Genomic DNA, 15,200 nt, shown 5'->3' on the forward strand with positions numbered 1-15,200 from the left:
GAGAGCGCACCATGAGTCTTTTAAGCTTTGTTAAGGAAGCAGGCGAGAAGTTGATTGACCTGTTGACACCGGGTAATGCCAACGCGAGCGAGCAGTTAAAAGAGCACGTGGCCAAGGTTGGATTGGGTAACCCCAATGTGCAAACCACCGTCGACGGTGACAAGGTGACCGTGACAGGTGAAGTCGCCAGCCAGGAAGAGAAAGAGAAGATATTGCTGGCGCTGGGTAACATCGCCGGCGTTGCGAGTGTTGATGACCAGATCACTGTTTCCGGTCCTGCTGTCGCGGCGGCCCGCTTTGTCGTGGTGAAAAAGGGCGACACCCTGAGCGCTATTTCGCTGGCGGTGTATGGCAACGCCAACCAGTACAACAAAATCTTCGAGGCCAACAAGCCGCTGCTGTCCCATCCGGACAAAATCTATCCAGGGCAGACGCTGCGTATTCCTGAGTAATCCGCGGACCCAATGTGGGAGCGGGCTTGCTCGCGAATGCGGTGTGTCAGTCAATATATTCAGTGGCTGACACACCGTATTCGCGAGCAAGCCCGCTCCCACATTGGACCTTCAGCGTTGTTACAAACCTACGATCAAGTCCCGGTAATCCCCAACCGCTGCAAACTCCGCCGTGTCCTTGGGCCCCTTCCGGCTGTCCGGTTCCTTCACCGCCAGCAAGTGCCCCACGCCAAAATCCCGGGCGCTGCGCAGGATCGGCAAGGTGTCGTCGATAAACAGGCTGCGGGCCGGGTCGAAGGCGATGTCGGCGTGCAGGGCGTCCCAGAACTGCGGGTTTTCCTTGGCGAAACCATAGTCATGGGAGCTGATCAGTCGCTCGAAATAAGGCGCCAACTCGATGCGTTCCAGCTTCAACGACAGCGAATCCCGATGGGCGTTGGTGATCAGGATCACCCGCTTGCCCGCCTGTTTGATCGCCGCCAGGAAGGTGTCGGCATCCGGGCGCAAGGCAATCAGGTGTGCGGTTTCCAGCTTGAGCTCGCGCACCGGGATCTTGAGTTCGGCGCTCCAGAAATCCAGGCAATACCATTGCAACTGTCCGGCGTTACGCTCGAACAGCGGCTGCAGCTCCATCTCGGCCATGGCCCGGCTCACACCATGCAACTCGGCATAGCGCTGGGGCAGGTGCTCCATCCAGAAATGGTTGTCGAAGTGCAGGTCGAGCAAGGTGCCGTCCATGTCCAGCAGGACGGTGTCGATGGCGTGCCAGGGCAATGGAGGCATAAAGAACACTCATGTAAGAAAAGATATCCGACACAGACAATCGGAAAAGCCACGGTATAGTAACCCGATCACGCCAAGGAGCCGCTCATGCGCCAGAAACCCACCGTCCTCGCCCGCGAAATAGTCGCCAGTAGCCGTTTGTTCCGCGTGGAGGAAGTGCAATTGCGCTTTTCCAATGGCGTGGAGCGGACCTACGAGCGCCTGGTGGGCAGGGGTGCCGGATATGGCGCGGTGATGATCGTGGCGATGATCGACTCGGACCATGCGTTGCTGATCGAAGAATATTGCGGCGGCACCGACGAGTATGAACTGTCACTGCCCAAGGGCCTGATCGAACCGGGCGAAGACGTGTTGGCGGCAGCCGACCGTGAGCTCAAGGAAGAAGCCGGTTTCGGCGCCCGCCAGTTGGAGCACATCACCGAGCTGTCGCTGTCCCCCGGCTACATGAGCCAGAAAATCCAGGTGGTGCTGGCCACCGAACTGTATGAAGAGCGCCTGGAAGGCGACGAGCCCGAGCCGATGCGCGTCGACCGGGTCAACCTGCGGGAGCTCTCGCAGTTGGCGCAGAACGAGCAGTTCAGCGAGGGCCGCGCGTTGGCCGCGCTGTACCTGGTACGCGACCTGTTGACTCAACGTGGAGCGTTCCAGCCATGAGCGAACTGTTCCTGGGTCACCCGTTTATTGCCCCCGCGATCGAATTGGCCCGCCAGGCTGGCGAGGTCATCCTGCCGTATTGGCGCGCCGATGTTGCCGTCACCACCAAGACCGATGATTCACCGGTCACTGCCGCCGACTTGGCTGCCCATCACTTGATCCTCGCCGGGCTGACTGCGTTGGACCCGAGCATTCCGGTGCTCTCGGAGGAAGACGCGGACATTGACCAGAGCGTGCGCGCCGGTTGGCAGCGCTGGTGGCTGGTGGACCCGCTGGATGGCACCAAGGAATTCATCTCCGGCAGCGAGGAGTTCACCGTCAACATCGCGCTGATCGAAAAAGGCCGCGTGGTGTTCGGTGTGGTGTCGATGCCTACCAGCGGTCGGTGCTACTTCGGGGGTGCCGGGCTGGGTGCCTGGCGTTCCGATGTAGGTGCTGCGCCCAAGCAAATCCAGGTGCGCCAGACCCCGGCGAGCGGTGAAGCATTTACCGTGGTTGCCAGTCGTCGCCATACGAGCCCTGAACAGGATCGCTTGCTCGCTGGCTTGAGTGCCGGATTGGGCGAGTTGAAGCTGGCCAATATCGGCAGTTCTTTGAAGTTTTGCCTGTTGGCTGAGGGCAGCGCCGATTGCTACCCGCGCCTGGCGCCCACCTCGCAGTGGGACACCGCTGCGGCACAGGGTGTGCTGGAAGGAGCGGGCGGTGAAGTGCTGGAATTGAATGGGCAGCCGTTCAGTTACCCGGCGCGGGAATCGCTGTTGAATCCGTTCTTTTTGGCACTGCCGGCCAAGGCTGAATGGCGTGAGCGGTTGCTGACCCTGGCCCGGTCTTAAGCACAGCGCCGGTCAAAAATGTGGGAGCGGGCTTGCTCGCGAAGGCAGTGTGTCAGTCACCAGATGTATTGGCTGATCCGCCGCTTTCGCGAGCAAGCCCGCTCCCACATTTGTTATGTGTGCAGGACGTACTGCCCGGTAAAGGCCACGGCCCGCTCTTCACTGCCCTCGTTGACGATCCATGTCTCCAGCGCCAAGCGCGCCCGGCCATACCGTTTATAGGTCGCCAAAAACCGCTTCCACACCTTGTCATCAGGCGCCTGGCAAATCGCCGTCGCATCGGTGGTCACCGGCAGCGGATAACTGATCTGCCCCTCCTGAATCACGATGTGCCCGTCTTCAATCCCTTCCTCGCGCAACTGCAAATGCAGCCAGCCCCAACCTGCCAGCACGGCGCCGCAATACAGGCTGCCGCCAAACATGGTGCTCTTGTGGTTGATGTTGGCGTCGAGCGGCAAGCGCAGTTGCAGCTGCCGGTCCTGCCAGTCGATAACCTTGAGGCCCATTTCCCGGGTCAGGGGAATGTCGTGGTGAAGGATCGATTCCAGGTAACGGCTATCGCGACTCATGGTGGCCTCGTGGCAGGGGGAAAAGGGTCATTCGTCGTCAGCGTGACTGTTGCCGCTGTCAGCGAAGTTCAGCCCGTGCTTGCGCAGTTTGTCGTGCAGGGTTTTACGCGGCACGCCCAATGCCTCGGCGAGGCTGCGCATGGAATTGTGGGTGCGCGCCAGTTCGGCGGCGATCAGGCTTTTTTCAAACTGTTCGACCTGTTCGCTCAAGCCGCCGGGCGTGCTGGTGAGGATGCCCGGCGAAGGGCTGTCCGGGGTGCTGTCCAGCGCCAGCTCAAGGCCCAGGGCGAAACGCTCGGCGGCGTTTTGCAGCTCGCGCACATTGCCCGGCCAGCTGTGACGCAACAACAGCGCGCGCTGGCCCGGTTGCAGCTCTTTCATCGGTAGCCCGTGGCGTGTGCTGGCTTCGTCGGCAAAGTGCTGGAACAGCATCAACGCATCCTCACCCCGTTCGCGCAGCGGTGGAATGCGCAGCGGCGCAACGTTGAGGCGGTAATACAAGTCCGCCCGGAAGCGCCCCTGGTCGGCGGACTGGCGCAGGTCTTCCTTGGTGGCGGCGATGATGCGGATATCCAGCGGGATCAGTTGGTTGCCCCCCAGACGCTCCACCACACGCTCCTGCAACAGCCGCAGCAGCTTGACCTGCACATCCAGGCTCATGCTTTCGATTTCGTCGAGAAACAGCGTGCCGCCGTTGGCGAATTCGAATTTGCCGATGCGCCGCTTCTGGGCGCCGGTAAAGGCACCTGGCTCATGCCCGAACAACTCGCTTTCCACCACCGACTCGGCCAGGGCGCCGGCGTTGATCGCCACAAACGGGCCGCTGCGGCGGTTCGACAGATCGTGCAGCGCACGCGCTACCACTTCCTTGCCGGCACCGGTTTCACCGAGGATCAGCACATCAGCCTTGGTCGCCGCCAGCGCGCCAATCTGCTCGCGCAGGCGCAGCATTTGCGGGGAGTGGCCCACCAGGCGTGTACTCAATTGCTGACGGTCGCTCAGGGCCAGGCGCAGGCTGCGGTTGTCCAGCACCAAGCGGCGCAGGGCCAGGGCGCGGCGCACGCTGTCGAGCAGGGCGTCACTGGCGAAGGGTTTTTCCAGGAAGTCGTAGGCGCCGGTGCGCATCGCCTGCACCGCCAGTGGCACGTCGCCGTGGCCGGTGATCAGCAGTACCGGCAGCTCCGGGTCCTGGGCGTGGAGTTCCTTCAACAGTTCCAGGCCGTCCATGCCGGGCATGCGGATGTCGCTCACCACAACCCCCGGCCAATCCCGGGACAGGCGCGCGGTCAGGCCCTGGGCTTCGCCGAGGGTCAGGACTTTCAGCCCGGCCAGGTCCAGGGTCTGGCAGAGGGCCTGACGCAGGTGTGGATCATCGTCGATCAACACCACCTGAATCTGGTTATCGATAGTCATACACTGCGGTCCTCGGACGGTTGCAGACTGACACCCGGTGCTCCGGCGCGCAGTTTCAAGGTTAACAGTGCGCCGCCTTCCTTGTGGTTGGCGAACAACAGTTCACCGCCAAAGGCGCGCATCAGGGTGTCGCAGATCGCCAGGCCCAGCCCCAGGCCCTGGGTGCGGGTCTTGGTGGTGTAGAAGGGCTCGCTGGCGCGGCCCAGGGCTTCCATGCAGAAACCCGGGCCGTTGTCGCGAATGTACAGGTTGACGCCCTGTTCGGTGGTTTGGGCACTCAGCCAGAGTTTGCGCGGCGGGCCTTTTTCGGTCAGAGCGTCCAGAGCGTTGGCCAACAGGTTGCCCAGCACCTGGCGCAGGCGGGTTTCGCCCGCCGCCACCCACAACGTGGCCTCGGGCAGGTCGCGGATCAGTTCCACTTCCATCGCCCGTCGCCGCTTGGCCAGCAGCGCCAGGGCATCGTCCAGGGCCGGTTGCAGGGCCACGCTTTCCGGCGCATGCCGGTCGCGCCGGGCGAAGGCGCGCAAGTGAGCGATGATCGAGGCCATGCGCCCGGTCAACTCGCTGATCAGCTTGAGGTTGCCACGGGCGTCGTCGGTGCGCTCATGGTCGAGCAAAATCCCGGCGTTTTCCGCGTAGCTGCGAATCGCCGCCAACGGCTGGTTGAGTTCATGGCTGATACTCGCCGACATGGTGCCCAGCGCCGACAACTTGCCGGCCTGCACCAGGTCGTCCTGGGCGCGCACCAGTTCCTGCTGCGCATGTTCACGCTCCAGCACTTCCTGTTTCAGGCGCCGGTTGAGGCCTTCCAGGTCGCTGGTCCGCTCGATCACGCGCATCTCCAGTTCGCGACGGGCCTTGGCTTCGAAGGCGATGCGTTCCAGGTAGTGACGACGGCGCTGCATCATCAGGCCGAGCAACAGCATCAGCACCAGCAAGGCGGCGCCACCCACCGCGACCACGGTGCGCACCGGGCGGCTGATCAAGGTGCGCGGCGCGAGAATCTCGACTTTCCAGCCGGTTTCGGCGATGTCGGTGGATTGGCGCACCCACGCCGTCGGGCTGAGGCTCAGCGGCTGCGGGTCGCGGGTCGGATAGGGCTGGATGGCGATGATGGCGCGGCGTTCTTCATCCGTCAGCGGCCGGGTGGCACGGAAGCGCCATTGCGGGCGCGAGGTCAGGATCACCACGCCGTTGTGGTCGGTGACCAGCAGTTGTTCGGGGGTGTTGCCCCACAGGCTTTCGGTGTGGTCCAGGTCGACCTTTACCACCAGCACACCGATGATCTTGTCACCATCTCGCACAGCGGCGGCGAAGAAGTAACCGCGTTTGGCCGAGGTGGTGCCCAGGCCGAAGAAGCGCCCGAGGCGCCCGGCCATGGCTTCGCTGAAGTAGGGGCGAAAGGAAAAATTACGCCCGACGAAGCTGTCCTGCTTGTCCCAGTTGGACGCGGCGAGGGTCTTGCCGGTGGTGTCCATCAGGTACATCACTTCCACCCCGGCCTGCGCGGCGACGTCCTTGAGCAGGTGGTTGGCGTTGACCAGGTTGGTGCTGACGTGAGGCGCGTCGATGGCGGTGCGCAGGGCCGGCAGGTCACCGAGGATTTGTGGCAACACTTCGTAGCGGTGCAGGGTGCCCAGCAGGTTGGCGACGTACAGGTCCAGCGTCTGGCGGTTCTGACCGGCCAGTTCGTTGCGGTAATAACGCTCGGCCAAGTGCTCCAGCGGCCACAACAGCGGTGCCAGGCATAGCGCCAGCAATGCCAGGCTGCGCCAGCGGGGTCTTCGCGGAAGGGGTGGAGTCATGGGAGTCATGCGCCTGTGGGTACAGGCGCATTATGCCTAGTGCTGCTCGGCAAGACACTCGCGCAATGCGTCATGCCACTGCGGTTGCGAGACATGCCATTGCTGTTGCAGGCGGCTGCAATCGAGGCGCGAGTTCAGCGGGCGCCTGGCCGGCGTTGGATAGGCGCTGGAGGGAATCGCTTCCAGCTCGGCGCAGGCACGACCGTTGGCCCGTAGTTGCTCGCCGATGGCCTGGGCAAAGCCGAACCACGACGTCTCGCCCTGGGCCGTCAGGTGGTAGACACCCCAATCCCCGGCCTGGCCCGCCTGCCAGCGCTCGATCAGTGCACGGGTGCTGTTGGCGATGGTCCCGGCCCAGGTCGGCGCGCCGATCTGGTCGGCGACGATGCGCATCTGCGGTTTTTCCTGCAGCAGGCGTTGCATGGTCAGCAGGAAGTTCTTGCCGTGGGTCGAGTAGACCCAGCTGGTGCGCAGGATCAGGTGTTCACCGCCGACGGCCGCGATCGCCTGTTCGCCCGCCAGCTTGCTTGCGCCATAGACGCCCAGCGGGTTGGTTGCGTCGTCCTCGTTGTAGGGCGCGGCCTTGCTGCCGTCGAACACGTAGTCGGTGGAATAGTGAATCAGCGGAATGCCCAGTGCCTTGGCTTCCTCGGCAAAAATCCCGGGCGCGGTGGCGTTGATGGCGAAGGCCACGTCCGGCTCGCTCTCGGCTTGATCGACGGCCGTATGGGCGGCTGCGTTGATGATCAGGCCCGGGCGATGGGCGCGTACTTGGTCGCGGATCTGCTCGGGATGCGCCAGGTCCAGTTGATCGCGGCCCAGCACGATCAACTCGCCCAGGCCCCGGAGGCGCTGTTGCAACTCCCGGGAGACTTGGCCATGTTGGCCGCTGATAAGGATTTTCATGGGAACAGGTCGGCCTCTTGCAGGCTTTTCCCGGCCTGGTCCTTGGCGGACAGTTGCGGCGTCTCCGTCAGTTCCCAGTCGATGGCCAGCGTCGGGTCGTTCCAGAGGATGCAACGCTCGGCGCTCGGCTGGTAGTAATCGGTGGTCTTGTAGAGGAACTCGGCGTAGTCGCTCAGCACCACAAAGCCGTGGGCGAAACCTTCCGGTACCCACAACTGGCGATGGTTATCGGCGCTAAGCCGCACGCCCACCCATTGCCCGAAGTTGGGCGAGCTGCGGCGGATGTCGACGGCCACATCCAGCACTTCGCCGGCGATGACGCGCACCAGTTTGCCCTGGGTATGTTCGAGCTGGTAATGCAGGCCGCGCAGCACGCCTTTTTGCGAGCGCGAGTGGTTGTCCTGCACGAAATCACGCTTGAGCCCGGTGGCCTCTTCGAAGGCGCGGGCGTTGAAGCTTTCGTAGAAAAAGCCGCGCTCGTCACCGAACACTTTCGGTTCGATGATCAATACGCCCGGCAACGCCGTGTCGGTGACCTTCATTTTTGCTCCCCGGCCAGTGAATACAGGTATTGGCCGTAGCCGGTCTTGCCGAAGTACTTGGCCCGCTCCAGCAAGTGGTCACGGTCGATCCAGCCGTTCTCGTAGGCGATTTCTTCCAGGCACGCCACTTTCAAACCCTGGCGGTGCTCGATGGTCTGCACATACGTCGAGGCCTCCAGCAGGCTGTCGTGGGTGCCGGTGTCGAGCCAGGCGAAACCACGGCCGAAGCGCTCCACGTGCAGGTCGCCACGCTTGAGGTAGGCGTTGTTGACGTCGGTGATCTCCAGCTCGCCCCGTGGCGATGGCTTGACTGCCTTGGCGATCCTGATCACGTCGTTGTCGTAGAAATACAGGCCGGTCACCGCGTAGCTCGACTTTGGCTTGGCTGGTTTTTCCTCGATGGACAGCGCGCGGCCCTGGCTGTCGAAGTCGATCACGCCGAAACGCTCCGGGTCCTTGACCCAGTAACCGAATACCGTGGCGCCAGATGGGCGTTCGGCAGCAGTGCGCAGTTGTTCGCCGAAGTGCTGGCCGTGGAAGATGTTGTCGCCCAGGATCAGGCATACCGGGTCATCGCCGATAAACTCTTCGCCAATCAAAAACGCCTGGGCCAGGCCGTCCGGGGACGGCTGCTCCGCATAAGTGAACCGCACGCCAAACTGGCTGCCATCGCCCAACAGGTTGCGGTATTGCGGCAGGTCTACCGGGGTGGAGATCACCAGGATTTCCTTGATCCCGGCCAGCATCAGCACCGAGATCGGGTAGTAGATCATCGGCTTGTCATACACCGGCAACAGTTGCTTGGAAACGCCCAGGGTAATGGGGTGCAAACGCGTGCCGGAGCCACCGGCCAGTACGATTCCCTTCATCATGCGATCAGATCCTTAAAGTCGGTGTCGCCCAGTCGTTCGCCTTGATAACTGCCGTCCTGGACCCTGCGGCACCATTCCAGGTTATCGAGGTACCACTGCACGGTTTTGCGCAGGCCGGTTTCAAAGGTTTCCTGCGGAACCCAGCCCAGCTCGCGTTCGATCTTGCTGGCGTCGATCGCATAGCGCTGGTCGTGGCCCGGGCGATCCTTGACGAAAGTGATCAGGTCAGTGAATTTCTCCACGCCCGCCGGGCGTTGTGGTGCCAGTTCTTCCAGCAGGCCGCAGATGCTGCGCACCACGTCGATATTCTTCTGCTCGTTATGGCCGCCGATGTTGTAGGTCTCGCCTACCACACCTTCAGTCACCACTTTGAACAGCGCGCGGGCGTGGTCTTCGACGAACAGCCAGTCGCGCACTTGCAGGCCGTCGCCGTACACCGGCAATGGTTTACCTGCGAGGGCGTTGAGGATCACCAGCGGAATCAGCTTCTCGGGAAAGTGGAACGGCCCGTAGTTGTTCGAGCAATTGGTCAACAGCACCGGCAGGCCGTAAGTGCGCTGCCAGGCGCGTACCAGGTGATCGGACGCGGCCTTGCTGGCCGAGTACGGCGAGCTTGGGGCGTAGGGCGTGGTTTCGGTGAACAGGTCATCGACGCCGTGCAGGTCGCCATACACTTCATCGGTGGAGATGTGGTGGAAGCGGAAGGCGCTCTTTGCCGGTTCTTCCAGCTTCTGCCAATAACCGCGTGCGGCCTCCAGCAGGCTGTAGGTGCCGACGATATTGGTCTGGATAAAATCCGACGGGCCGTCGATGGAACGGTCCACATGAGACTCGGCCGCCAGGTGCATGATCGCGTGGGGCTCAAAGCGCGCCAGTACGGCGCTGACGGTGGCCTGGTCGATGATATCGGCCTGGACAAACTCGTAGCGGCTGTTGCTCGCGATGCTGGCCAGCGACTCAAGATTGCCGGCGTAGGTCAATTTGTCCAGGTTGAGCACTTCGTGCCCGGTGTGTTGAATCAGGTGCCGGATCAGAGCGGAGCCGATGAATCCGGCGCCGCCGGTGATGAGAATGCGCATGTCGGAGGCCCTTTTCCTTAGACAGACATTAAGCGAATGGAGCATAGCTTGAGTTGTGGAGCCAGGTGGTGCAAGGGGCCACAGTCAGATTGACGGCACTGCGCGGGACTGGGGGTTGCGTAACCCCCGTCAACAATGGCGATATAAGCGCCTGATAAAAAAGCCAGGGGTCTTCACATGTTGCTCGCCACGTTGATTCATCGCGCCAGCCTGCCTTGCCCGCAAGTCGGGCCTGTGCCTGCGACGCAGCTACTTGAGCAGCATTACGGCCTGGGTGGGGCGTTGCAGTCCCTCGGCAGCCAGCAAGACCTCAACTACCGTATCGACAGCGAGCGTGGCCGCTTTGTGCTGAAAATCTGCCGGGGCGACTACGCCGCCGTCGAGCTGCAGGCCCAGCACGCCGCTTTGAAGCATCTGCAGGGCCATTCGGATGTATGGGTGCCCAAGGTGATCTCGTCGCTCGGTGGCGAAGAACTGCTGACCGAGACCGTCGCCGGGCAAACCGTGCACCTGCGGTTGCTGGACTACATCGACGGCCAGCCGCTGACCCATCTGCCCCATCTGGGGCGCGAGGTGATCGCAGGCTTCGGCGAACTCTGCGGGCGGATGAGCCAGGCGCTGGCCGACTTCGAGCATCCGGGCCTGGAACGTACCCTGCAATGGGACCCACGCCATGCCCTTGAGCTGATCACTCATTTGCTGGCGACTCTCGAAAACCTCCCGCACCGGGCCGGGCTGGAGCGCGTGGTGGAGCAGGTCGGGCAGCGTCTGCTGCCGTTGGCCGACCGCCTGCCCTGGCAAGCCGTGCACATGGACATCACCGATGACAACGTGGTCTGGCAGCGCGATGCCCAGCGGCATTGGCAGATTGAGGGGGTGATCGATTTTGGCGACCTGGTGCGCACCTGGCGCATTGCCGACCTGTCGGTGACCTGCGCGGCGCTGCTGCATCATGCCGAGGGTGATCCGTTCGCAATCCTGCCGGCGATCCAGGCGTGCCACCGGATCACGCCGTTGCAGCACGAAGAGTTGCAGGTGCTATGGCCGCTGATCGTCGCGCGGGCCGCGGTGTTGGTGCTGAGCAGTGAACAGCAGCAACGCCTGGACCCGGATAACGCGTACCTGTTGAAGAATGCCGAGCATGAGTGGGAAATTTTCCACGTAGCCACCTCGGTGCCCTTTGAATTGATGGAGGCGGCGATCCTGAACTGCGTCGGTGCCGAATTGCCGCCGATTGTCGGTGAAGGCTTCGCGCCTTTGTTGCCGGGGCTCGTTGGGCGTGAATTCGCGTTGATCGATCTGGGCGTGCTCAGCCCGCATTTCGAGGCCGGTAACTGGGAGCAGGAGAGCATTGATCGCCGATTGCTGGAACAAGCGGCCGTGGTCCATGGCCTGGCAGCCAGTCGTTATGGTCAATACCGTCTGTCCCGCACCCAACTCGACAGTGCCGTCGAGCCCGACACCTTCGCGCTTCACGTAGAACTGCACATGCCCTTGGGCGCCACGGTGGAAGCACCGTTCGCCGGCACCTTGCGCCATGGCGCCGACGGCCTGCTGAGCCTGCATAGCGCCCAGTTGAGTGTTCGGTTGTGGGGCGTGAACGCCTTGTTGAAGCACGGCGCCGCAGTGGTAAAAGGCCAGGTAATCGGCGACGTGGTCGCGCCGCTGACAGTACAACTGTGCCGCGCCGAGCTTGAGCCGCCGCTGTTCTGCACGCCTTCCCGGGCGGCGGCATGGCAAGCGTTGTGCCCATCCCCGGCTACCTTGCTGGGGCTGGCCTGCGACGCCGAGCCGGAGCTCGACCCCGAAGCCCTGCTGGCGCGCCGGGACGCCAGCTTCGCCCGCTCGCAGAAGCACTATTACGTCGACCCGCCGCGCATCGAGCGCGGCTGGCGCAACCACCTGATCGACATGCAGGGCCGTTCCTACCTCGACATGCTCAACAACGTCGCCGTCCTCGGCCACGGTCACCCGCGCATGGCCGAGGTGGCGGCGCGGCAATGGTCGCTGCTCAACACCAACTCGCGCTTCCACTATGCGGCGATTGCCGAATTCTCCGAGCGTTTGCTGGCGCTGGCGCCGGACTCCATGGACCGGGTGTTCCTGGTCAACAGCGGCACCGAGGCCAACGACCTGGCGATTCGCCTGGCCTGGGCCTACAGCGGCGGGCGCGACATGCTCAGCGTGCTGGAGGCGTACCACGGCTGGTCGGTGGCGGCGGATGCGGTGTCGACTTCGATTGCCGACAACCCCCAGGCCTTGAGCAGCCGCCCGGACTGGGTGCACCCGGTGACCGCGCCGAATACCTATCGCGGCGAGTTTCGCGGGCAGGACAGCGCCCCCGACTACGTACGCAGCGTGGAACACAACCTGGCGAAAATCGCCGCGCAGAATCGCCAGCTGGCGGGTTTCATTTGCGAGCCGGTGTATGGCAATGCCGGCGGGATTTCCTTGCCGCCCGGTTATTTGCAGCAGGTGTACGCGCTGGTTCGTGAGCAGGGCGGCGTGTGCATCGCCGACGAAGTGCAGGTGGGCTACGGCCGCATGGGGCATTTCTTCTGGGGCTTTGAAGAGCAGGGCGTGGTGCCGGACATCATCACCATGGCCAAGGGCATGGGCAATGGCCAGCCGTTGGGCGCGGTGATCACCCGCCGGGAAATCGCCGAGGCGCTGGAGGCCGAGGGTTACTTCTTCTCCTCATCGGGAGGCAGCCCGGTGAGTTGCCGGATCGGCATGGCGGTGCTGGATGTGATGGAGGAAGAAAAGCTGTGGGAAAACGCCCAGGAGGTGGGCGGACACTTCAAGGCGCGGTTGGAGGCGCTGGTCGAGCAGTATCCATTGGTGGGCGCAGTGCATGGTTCCGGGTTTTACCTGGGGCTGGAATTGGTCCGCGATCGACAGACCCTGGAACCGGCCACCGAAGAGACCGCGCTGCTGTGTGACCGGCTGCGGGAACTGGGGATCTTCATGCAGCCCACCGGCGACTACCTGAACATCCTCAAGATCAAGCCGCCGATGGTCACCTCACGGCACAGTGTGGATTTCTTCGTCGACATGCTGGCGAAGGTTCTGGAGGAAGGCTTGTAACAATAAACTCGATTGTTATCGGTAAAATTTGATCATTTTTCGATGGGTGGATATTTATTAGCTTCAAAAGCCGATTTTTATCCGCTATAAAGGCGTCCACTTGCCCGCCGCCGAGGAGATGATTCATGAGCCGTATCGTTACCGTTGCCGCGACCCAGATGGCTTGTTCCTGGGACCTTGATGCCAATCTCGAAACCGCTGAAAGGCTGGTGCGTGAGGCCGCCGCCAAGGGCGCGCAGATCATCCTGATCCAGGAACTGTTCGAGGCCCCGTACTTCTGCCAGAAGCCGAACCCGGACTACCTGCAACTGGCGACCCCGGTTGAAGATAACGTCGCGATCAAGCACTTCCAGAAGGTCGCCCGGGAACTGCAGGTGGTGTTGCCCATCAGTTTCTATGAACTGGCCGGCCGCGCGCGTTTCAACAGCATTGCGATCATCGACGCGGACGGCTCCAACCTCGGGATTTATCGGAAAAGCCACATCCCGGACGGCCCGGGCTATCATGAAAAGTATTACTTCAACCCCGGCGACACTGGCTTCAAGGTGTGGAACACCCGCTACGCGAAGATCGGCGTGGGCATCTGCTGGGACCAGTGGTTCCCGGAAGCCGCCCGCAGCATGGCGCTGCAAGGCGCGGAAATCCTGTTCTACCCGACCGCCATCGGCAGCGAGCCCCACGACAAGACAATTTCGTCCCGTGACCACTGGCAGCGGGTACAGCAAGGCCATGCCGGCGCCAACCTGATGCCGCTGATCGCCAGCAACCGCATCGGTAACGAAGAGCAAGACGGCTACGACATCACCTTCTACGGCTCGTCCTTCATCGCCAATCAGTTTGGCGAGAAAGTAGAAGAACTCAACGAAACCGAAGAAGGCATCCTGGTGCACCGCTTCGATCTCGATGAACTTGAACACATTCGCAGCGCCTGGGGTTCGTTCCGCGACCGCCGTCCGAACCTGTATGGTGCGCTTAAAACCCTCGACGGTTCCCTGGAGTCCTGAATCGCCATGACCACTTTGCACAGCACCCCCCGCGCCGACGGCTTCTACATGCCTGCCGAATGGGCGCCACAGACCCAAACCTGGATGATCTGGCCCGAGCGCCCGGACAACTGGCGCCTGGGCGGCAAGCCGGCGCAGGCCGCCCATGTGGCGGTGGCCAAGGCCATCGCACGTTTTGAACCGGTGACCGTGGCGGTCTCGGCCGGCCAGTACGAAAACGCCCGGGCGCGCCTGGACGTGCCGAATATTCGCCTGGTGGAAATGTCCAGCGACGACGCCTGGGTCCGCGATACCGGGCCGACCTTCGTGATCAACAACAGCGGTGAAGTGCGCGGTGTGAACTGGGACTTCAACGCCTGGGGCGGTTTTGATGGTGGCTTGTACTCGCCGTGGAACCGCGACTCCCAGGTGGGCGGCAAGATCCTCGAGATCGAGCGCAGCCCGCGTTATCGCACCGAAGGGTTTGTGCTGGAAGGCGGTTCGATCCACGTCGACGGCGAAGGCACCCTGATCACCACTGAAGAATGCCTGCTTAACCGCAATCGCAACCCGCACCTGCAGCGTGAGGAAATCGAAGCGGTGCTCAGCGCTAACCTGGCGGTGGATAAGATCATCTGGTTGCCGGATGGCCTGTTCAACGACGAGACCGATGGGCATGTGGATAACTTCTGCTGCTACGTACGCCCGGGCGAAGTGTTGCTGGCCTGGACCGACGACCCGCAAGACCCGAACTATGCGCGCTGCCATGCCGCCATGGACGTACTGCAAAGCAGCACCGACGCCCAGGGCCGCTCGTTCACAGTGCATAAAATGCCGATCCCGGGGCCGCTGTACGCCACCGAGGAAGAATGCGCAGGCGTGGACCCGGTAGACGGCACCCAGGAGCGCAATCCCACCGTGCGGTTGGCCGGTTCCTACGTCAACTTCCTGATCGTCAACGGCGGCATCATCGCGCCGAGCTTCGACGACCCGCTGGACAGCCGCGCCAAGGAGATTCTGCAGAGCCTGTTCCCGCAGCATGAAGTGGTGATGGTGCCTGGCCGCGAACTGTTACTGGGGGGTGGCAACATCCACTGCCTGACCCAGCAACAGCCGGCGCCGCACAAAAACTGAGTGCACTTGTAACAGCCTGGTGCCGGGTTTACCGGCAATCGAGTGCGCCATGTTTTGCGCGCTCACGGCAAGCCCGCGGCCCGTCAGG

14 protein-coding genes are annotated in these 15,200 nt (G+C 62.7%); 6 read left to right on the top strand and 8 right to left on the bottom strand.

Annotated elements, in window-relative coordinates:
* Positions 1 to 11 precede the first annotated feature (11 nt).
* On the top strand, positions 12 to 452 hold the full coding sequence (lysM, locus tag HX815_RS14780; RefSeq protein WP_003213215.1) for a peptidoglycan-binding protein LysM: 441 nt from the start codon (positions 12 to 14) through the stop codon (positions 450 to 452).
* A 120-nt stretch (positions 453 to 572) separates the two neighbouring features.
* Here the strand turns inward: lysM and yrfG are convergent, their stop codons facing one another.
* A complete protein-coding gene (gene yrfG, locus HX815_RS14785; RefSeq protein WP_003213217.1) occupies positions 573 to 1,235 on the bottom strand; it encodes a GMP/IMP nucleotidase in 663 nt (220 codons plus the stop codon).
* An 87-nt stretch (positions 1,236 to 1,322) separates the two neighbouring features.
* Between yrfG and nudE the strand changes: the two genes are divergently transcribed.
* Both nudE and cysQ read left to right on the top strand, forming a co-directional pair.
* The gene (gene nudE / locus HX815_RS14790; RefSeq protein WP_003213218.1) at positions 1,323 to 1,889 is read left to right on the top strand and encodes an ADP compounds hydrolase NudE; all 567 of its coding nucleotides are present in this window, start codon (positions 1,323 to 1,325) and stop codon (positions 1,887 to 1,889) included.
* Complete coding sequence (gene cysQ / locus HX815_RS14795) at positions 1,886 to 2,722, top strand: 3'(2'),5'-bisphosphate nucleotidase CysQ (protein WP_003213220.1); 837 nt, start codon at positions 1,886 to 1,888, stop codon at positions 2,720 to 2,722. Before nudE ends, cysQ begins: the two co-directional genes overlap by 4 nt.
* 113 nt (positions 2,723 to 2,835) lie before the next feature.
* Here the strand turns inward: cysQ and HX815_RS14800 are convergent, their stop codons facing one another.
* The 7 genes from HX815_RS14800 to rfbB are packed head-to-tail and all read right to left on the bottom strand — an operon-like array spanning position 2,836 to position 9,908.
* Complete coding sequence (locus tag HX815_RS14800) at positions 2,836 to 3,291, bottom strand: YiiD C-terminal domain-containing protein (protein ID WP_087692720.1); 456 nt, start codon at positions 3,289 to 3,291, stop codon at positions 2,836 to 2,838.
* A gap of 27 nt (positions 3,292 to 3,318) precedes the next feature.
* A complete protein-coding gene (locus tag HX815_RS14805) occupies positions 3,319 to 4,704 on the bottom strand; it encodes a sigma-54 dependent transcriptional regulator (protein ID WP_087692719.1) in 1,386 nt (461 codons plus the stop codon).
* Positions 4,701 to 6,509 carry an ATP-binding protein gene (locus HX815_RS14810; protein ID WP_023659335.1) on the bottom strand — a complete coding sequence of 603 codons (1,809 nt, stop codon included), beginning with the start codon at positions 6,507 to 6,509 and terminating at the stop codon, positions 4,701 to 4,703. The genes HX815_RS14805 and HX815_RS14810 overlap by 4 nt, the downstream gene beginning before the upstream one ends.
* Before the next feature lie 36 nt (positions 6,510 to 6,545).
* The gene (rfbD, locus tag HX815_RS14815; protein WP_087692718.1) at positions 6,546 to 7,415 is read right to left on the bottom strand and encodes a dTDP-4-dehydrorhamnose reductase; all 870 of its coding nucleotides are present in this window, start codon (positions 7,413 to 7,415) and stop codon (positions 6,546 to 6,548) included.
* On the bottom strand, positions 7,412 to 7,957 hold the full coding sequence (rfbC, locus tag HX815_RS14820) for a dTDP-4-dehydrorhamnose 3,5-epimerase (protein ID WP_177021900.1): 546 nt from the start codon (positions 7,955 to 7,957) through the stop codon (positions 7,412 to 7,414). Before rfbC ends, rfbD begins: the two co-directional genes overlap by 4 nt.
* Positions 7,954 to 8,829 (bottom strand): glucose-1-phosphate thymidylyltransferase RfbA, encoded by an 876-nt coding sequence (gene rfbA / locus HX815_RS14825; protein WP_087692716.1) that lies wholly within the window; start codon positions 8,827 to 8,829, stop codon positions 7,954 to 7,956. The genes rfbC and rfbA overlap by 4 nt, the downstream gene beginning before the upstream one ends.
* On the bottom strand, positions 8,826 to 9,908 hold the full coding sequence (gene rfbB / locus HX815_RS14830) for a dTDP-glucose 4,6-dehydratase (RefSeq protein WP_177028477.1): 1,083 nt from the start codon (positions 9,906 to 9,908) through the stop codon (positions 8,826 to 8,828). Before rfbB ends, rfbA begins: the two co-directional genes overlap by 4 nt.
* Before the next feature lie 177 nt (positions 9,909 to 10,085).
* Between rfbB and HX815_RS14835 the strand changes: the two genes are divergently transcribed.
* The 3 genes from HX815_RS14835 to aguA all read left to right on the top strand — a co-directional run bounded on the left by HX815_RS14835 (position 10,086) and on the right by aguA (position 15,112).
* Positions 10,086 to 12,995, top strand: a complete 2,910-nt coding sequence (locus HX815_RS14835) for an aminotransferase (RefSeq protein ID WP_177028478.1) — start codon at positions 10,086 to 10,088, stop codon at positions 12,993 to 12,995.
* Between the two features lie 125 nt (positions 12,996 to 13,120).
* On the top strand, positions 13,121 to 13,999 hold the full coding sequence (aguB, locus tag HX815_RS14840; protein WP_177028479.1) for an N-carbamoylputrescine amidase: 879 nt from the start codon (positions 13,121 to 13,123) through the stop codon (positions 13,997 to 13,999).
* A 6-nt stretch (positions 14,000 to 14,005) separates the two neighbouring features.
* A complete protein-coding gene (gene aguA, locus HX815_RS14845) occupies positions 14,006 to 15,112 on the top strand; it encodes an agmatine deiminase (RefSeq protein WP_102604451.1) in 1,107 nt (368 codons plus the stop codon).
* Positions 15,113 to 15,200 lie beyond the last annotated feature (88 nt).

This window comes from Pseudomonas sp. E6002, from assembly GCF_013385565.1.
Taxonomy (GTDB): Bacteria; Pseudomonadota; Gammaproteobacteria; order Pseudomonadales; family Pseudomonadaceae; genus Aquipseudomonas.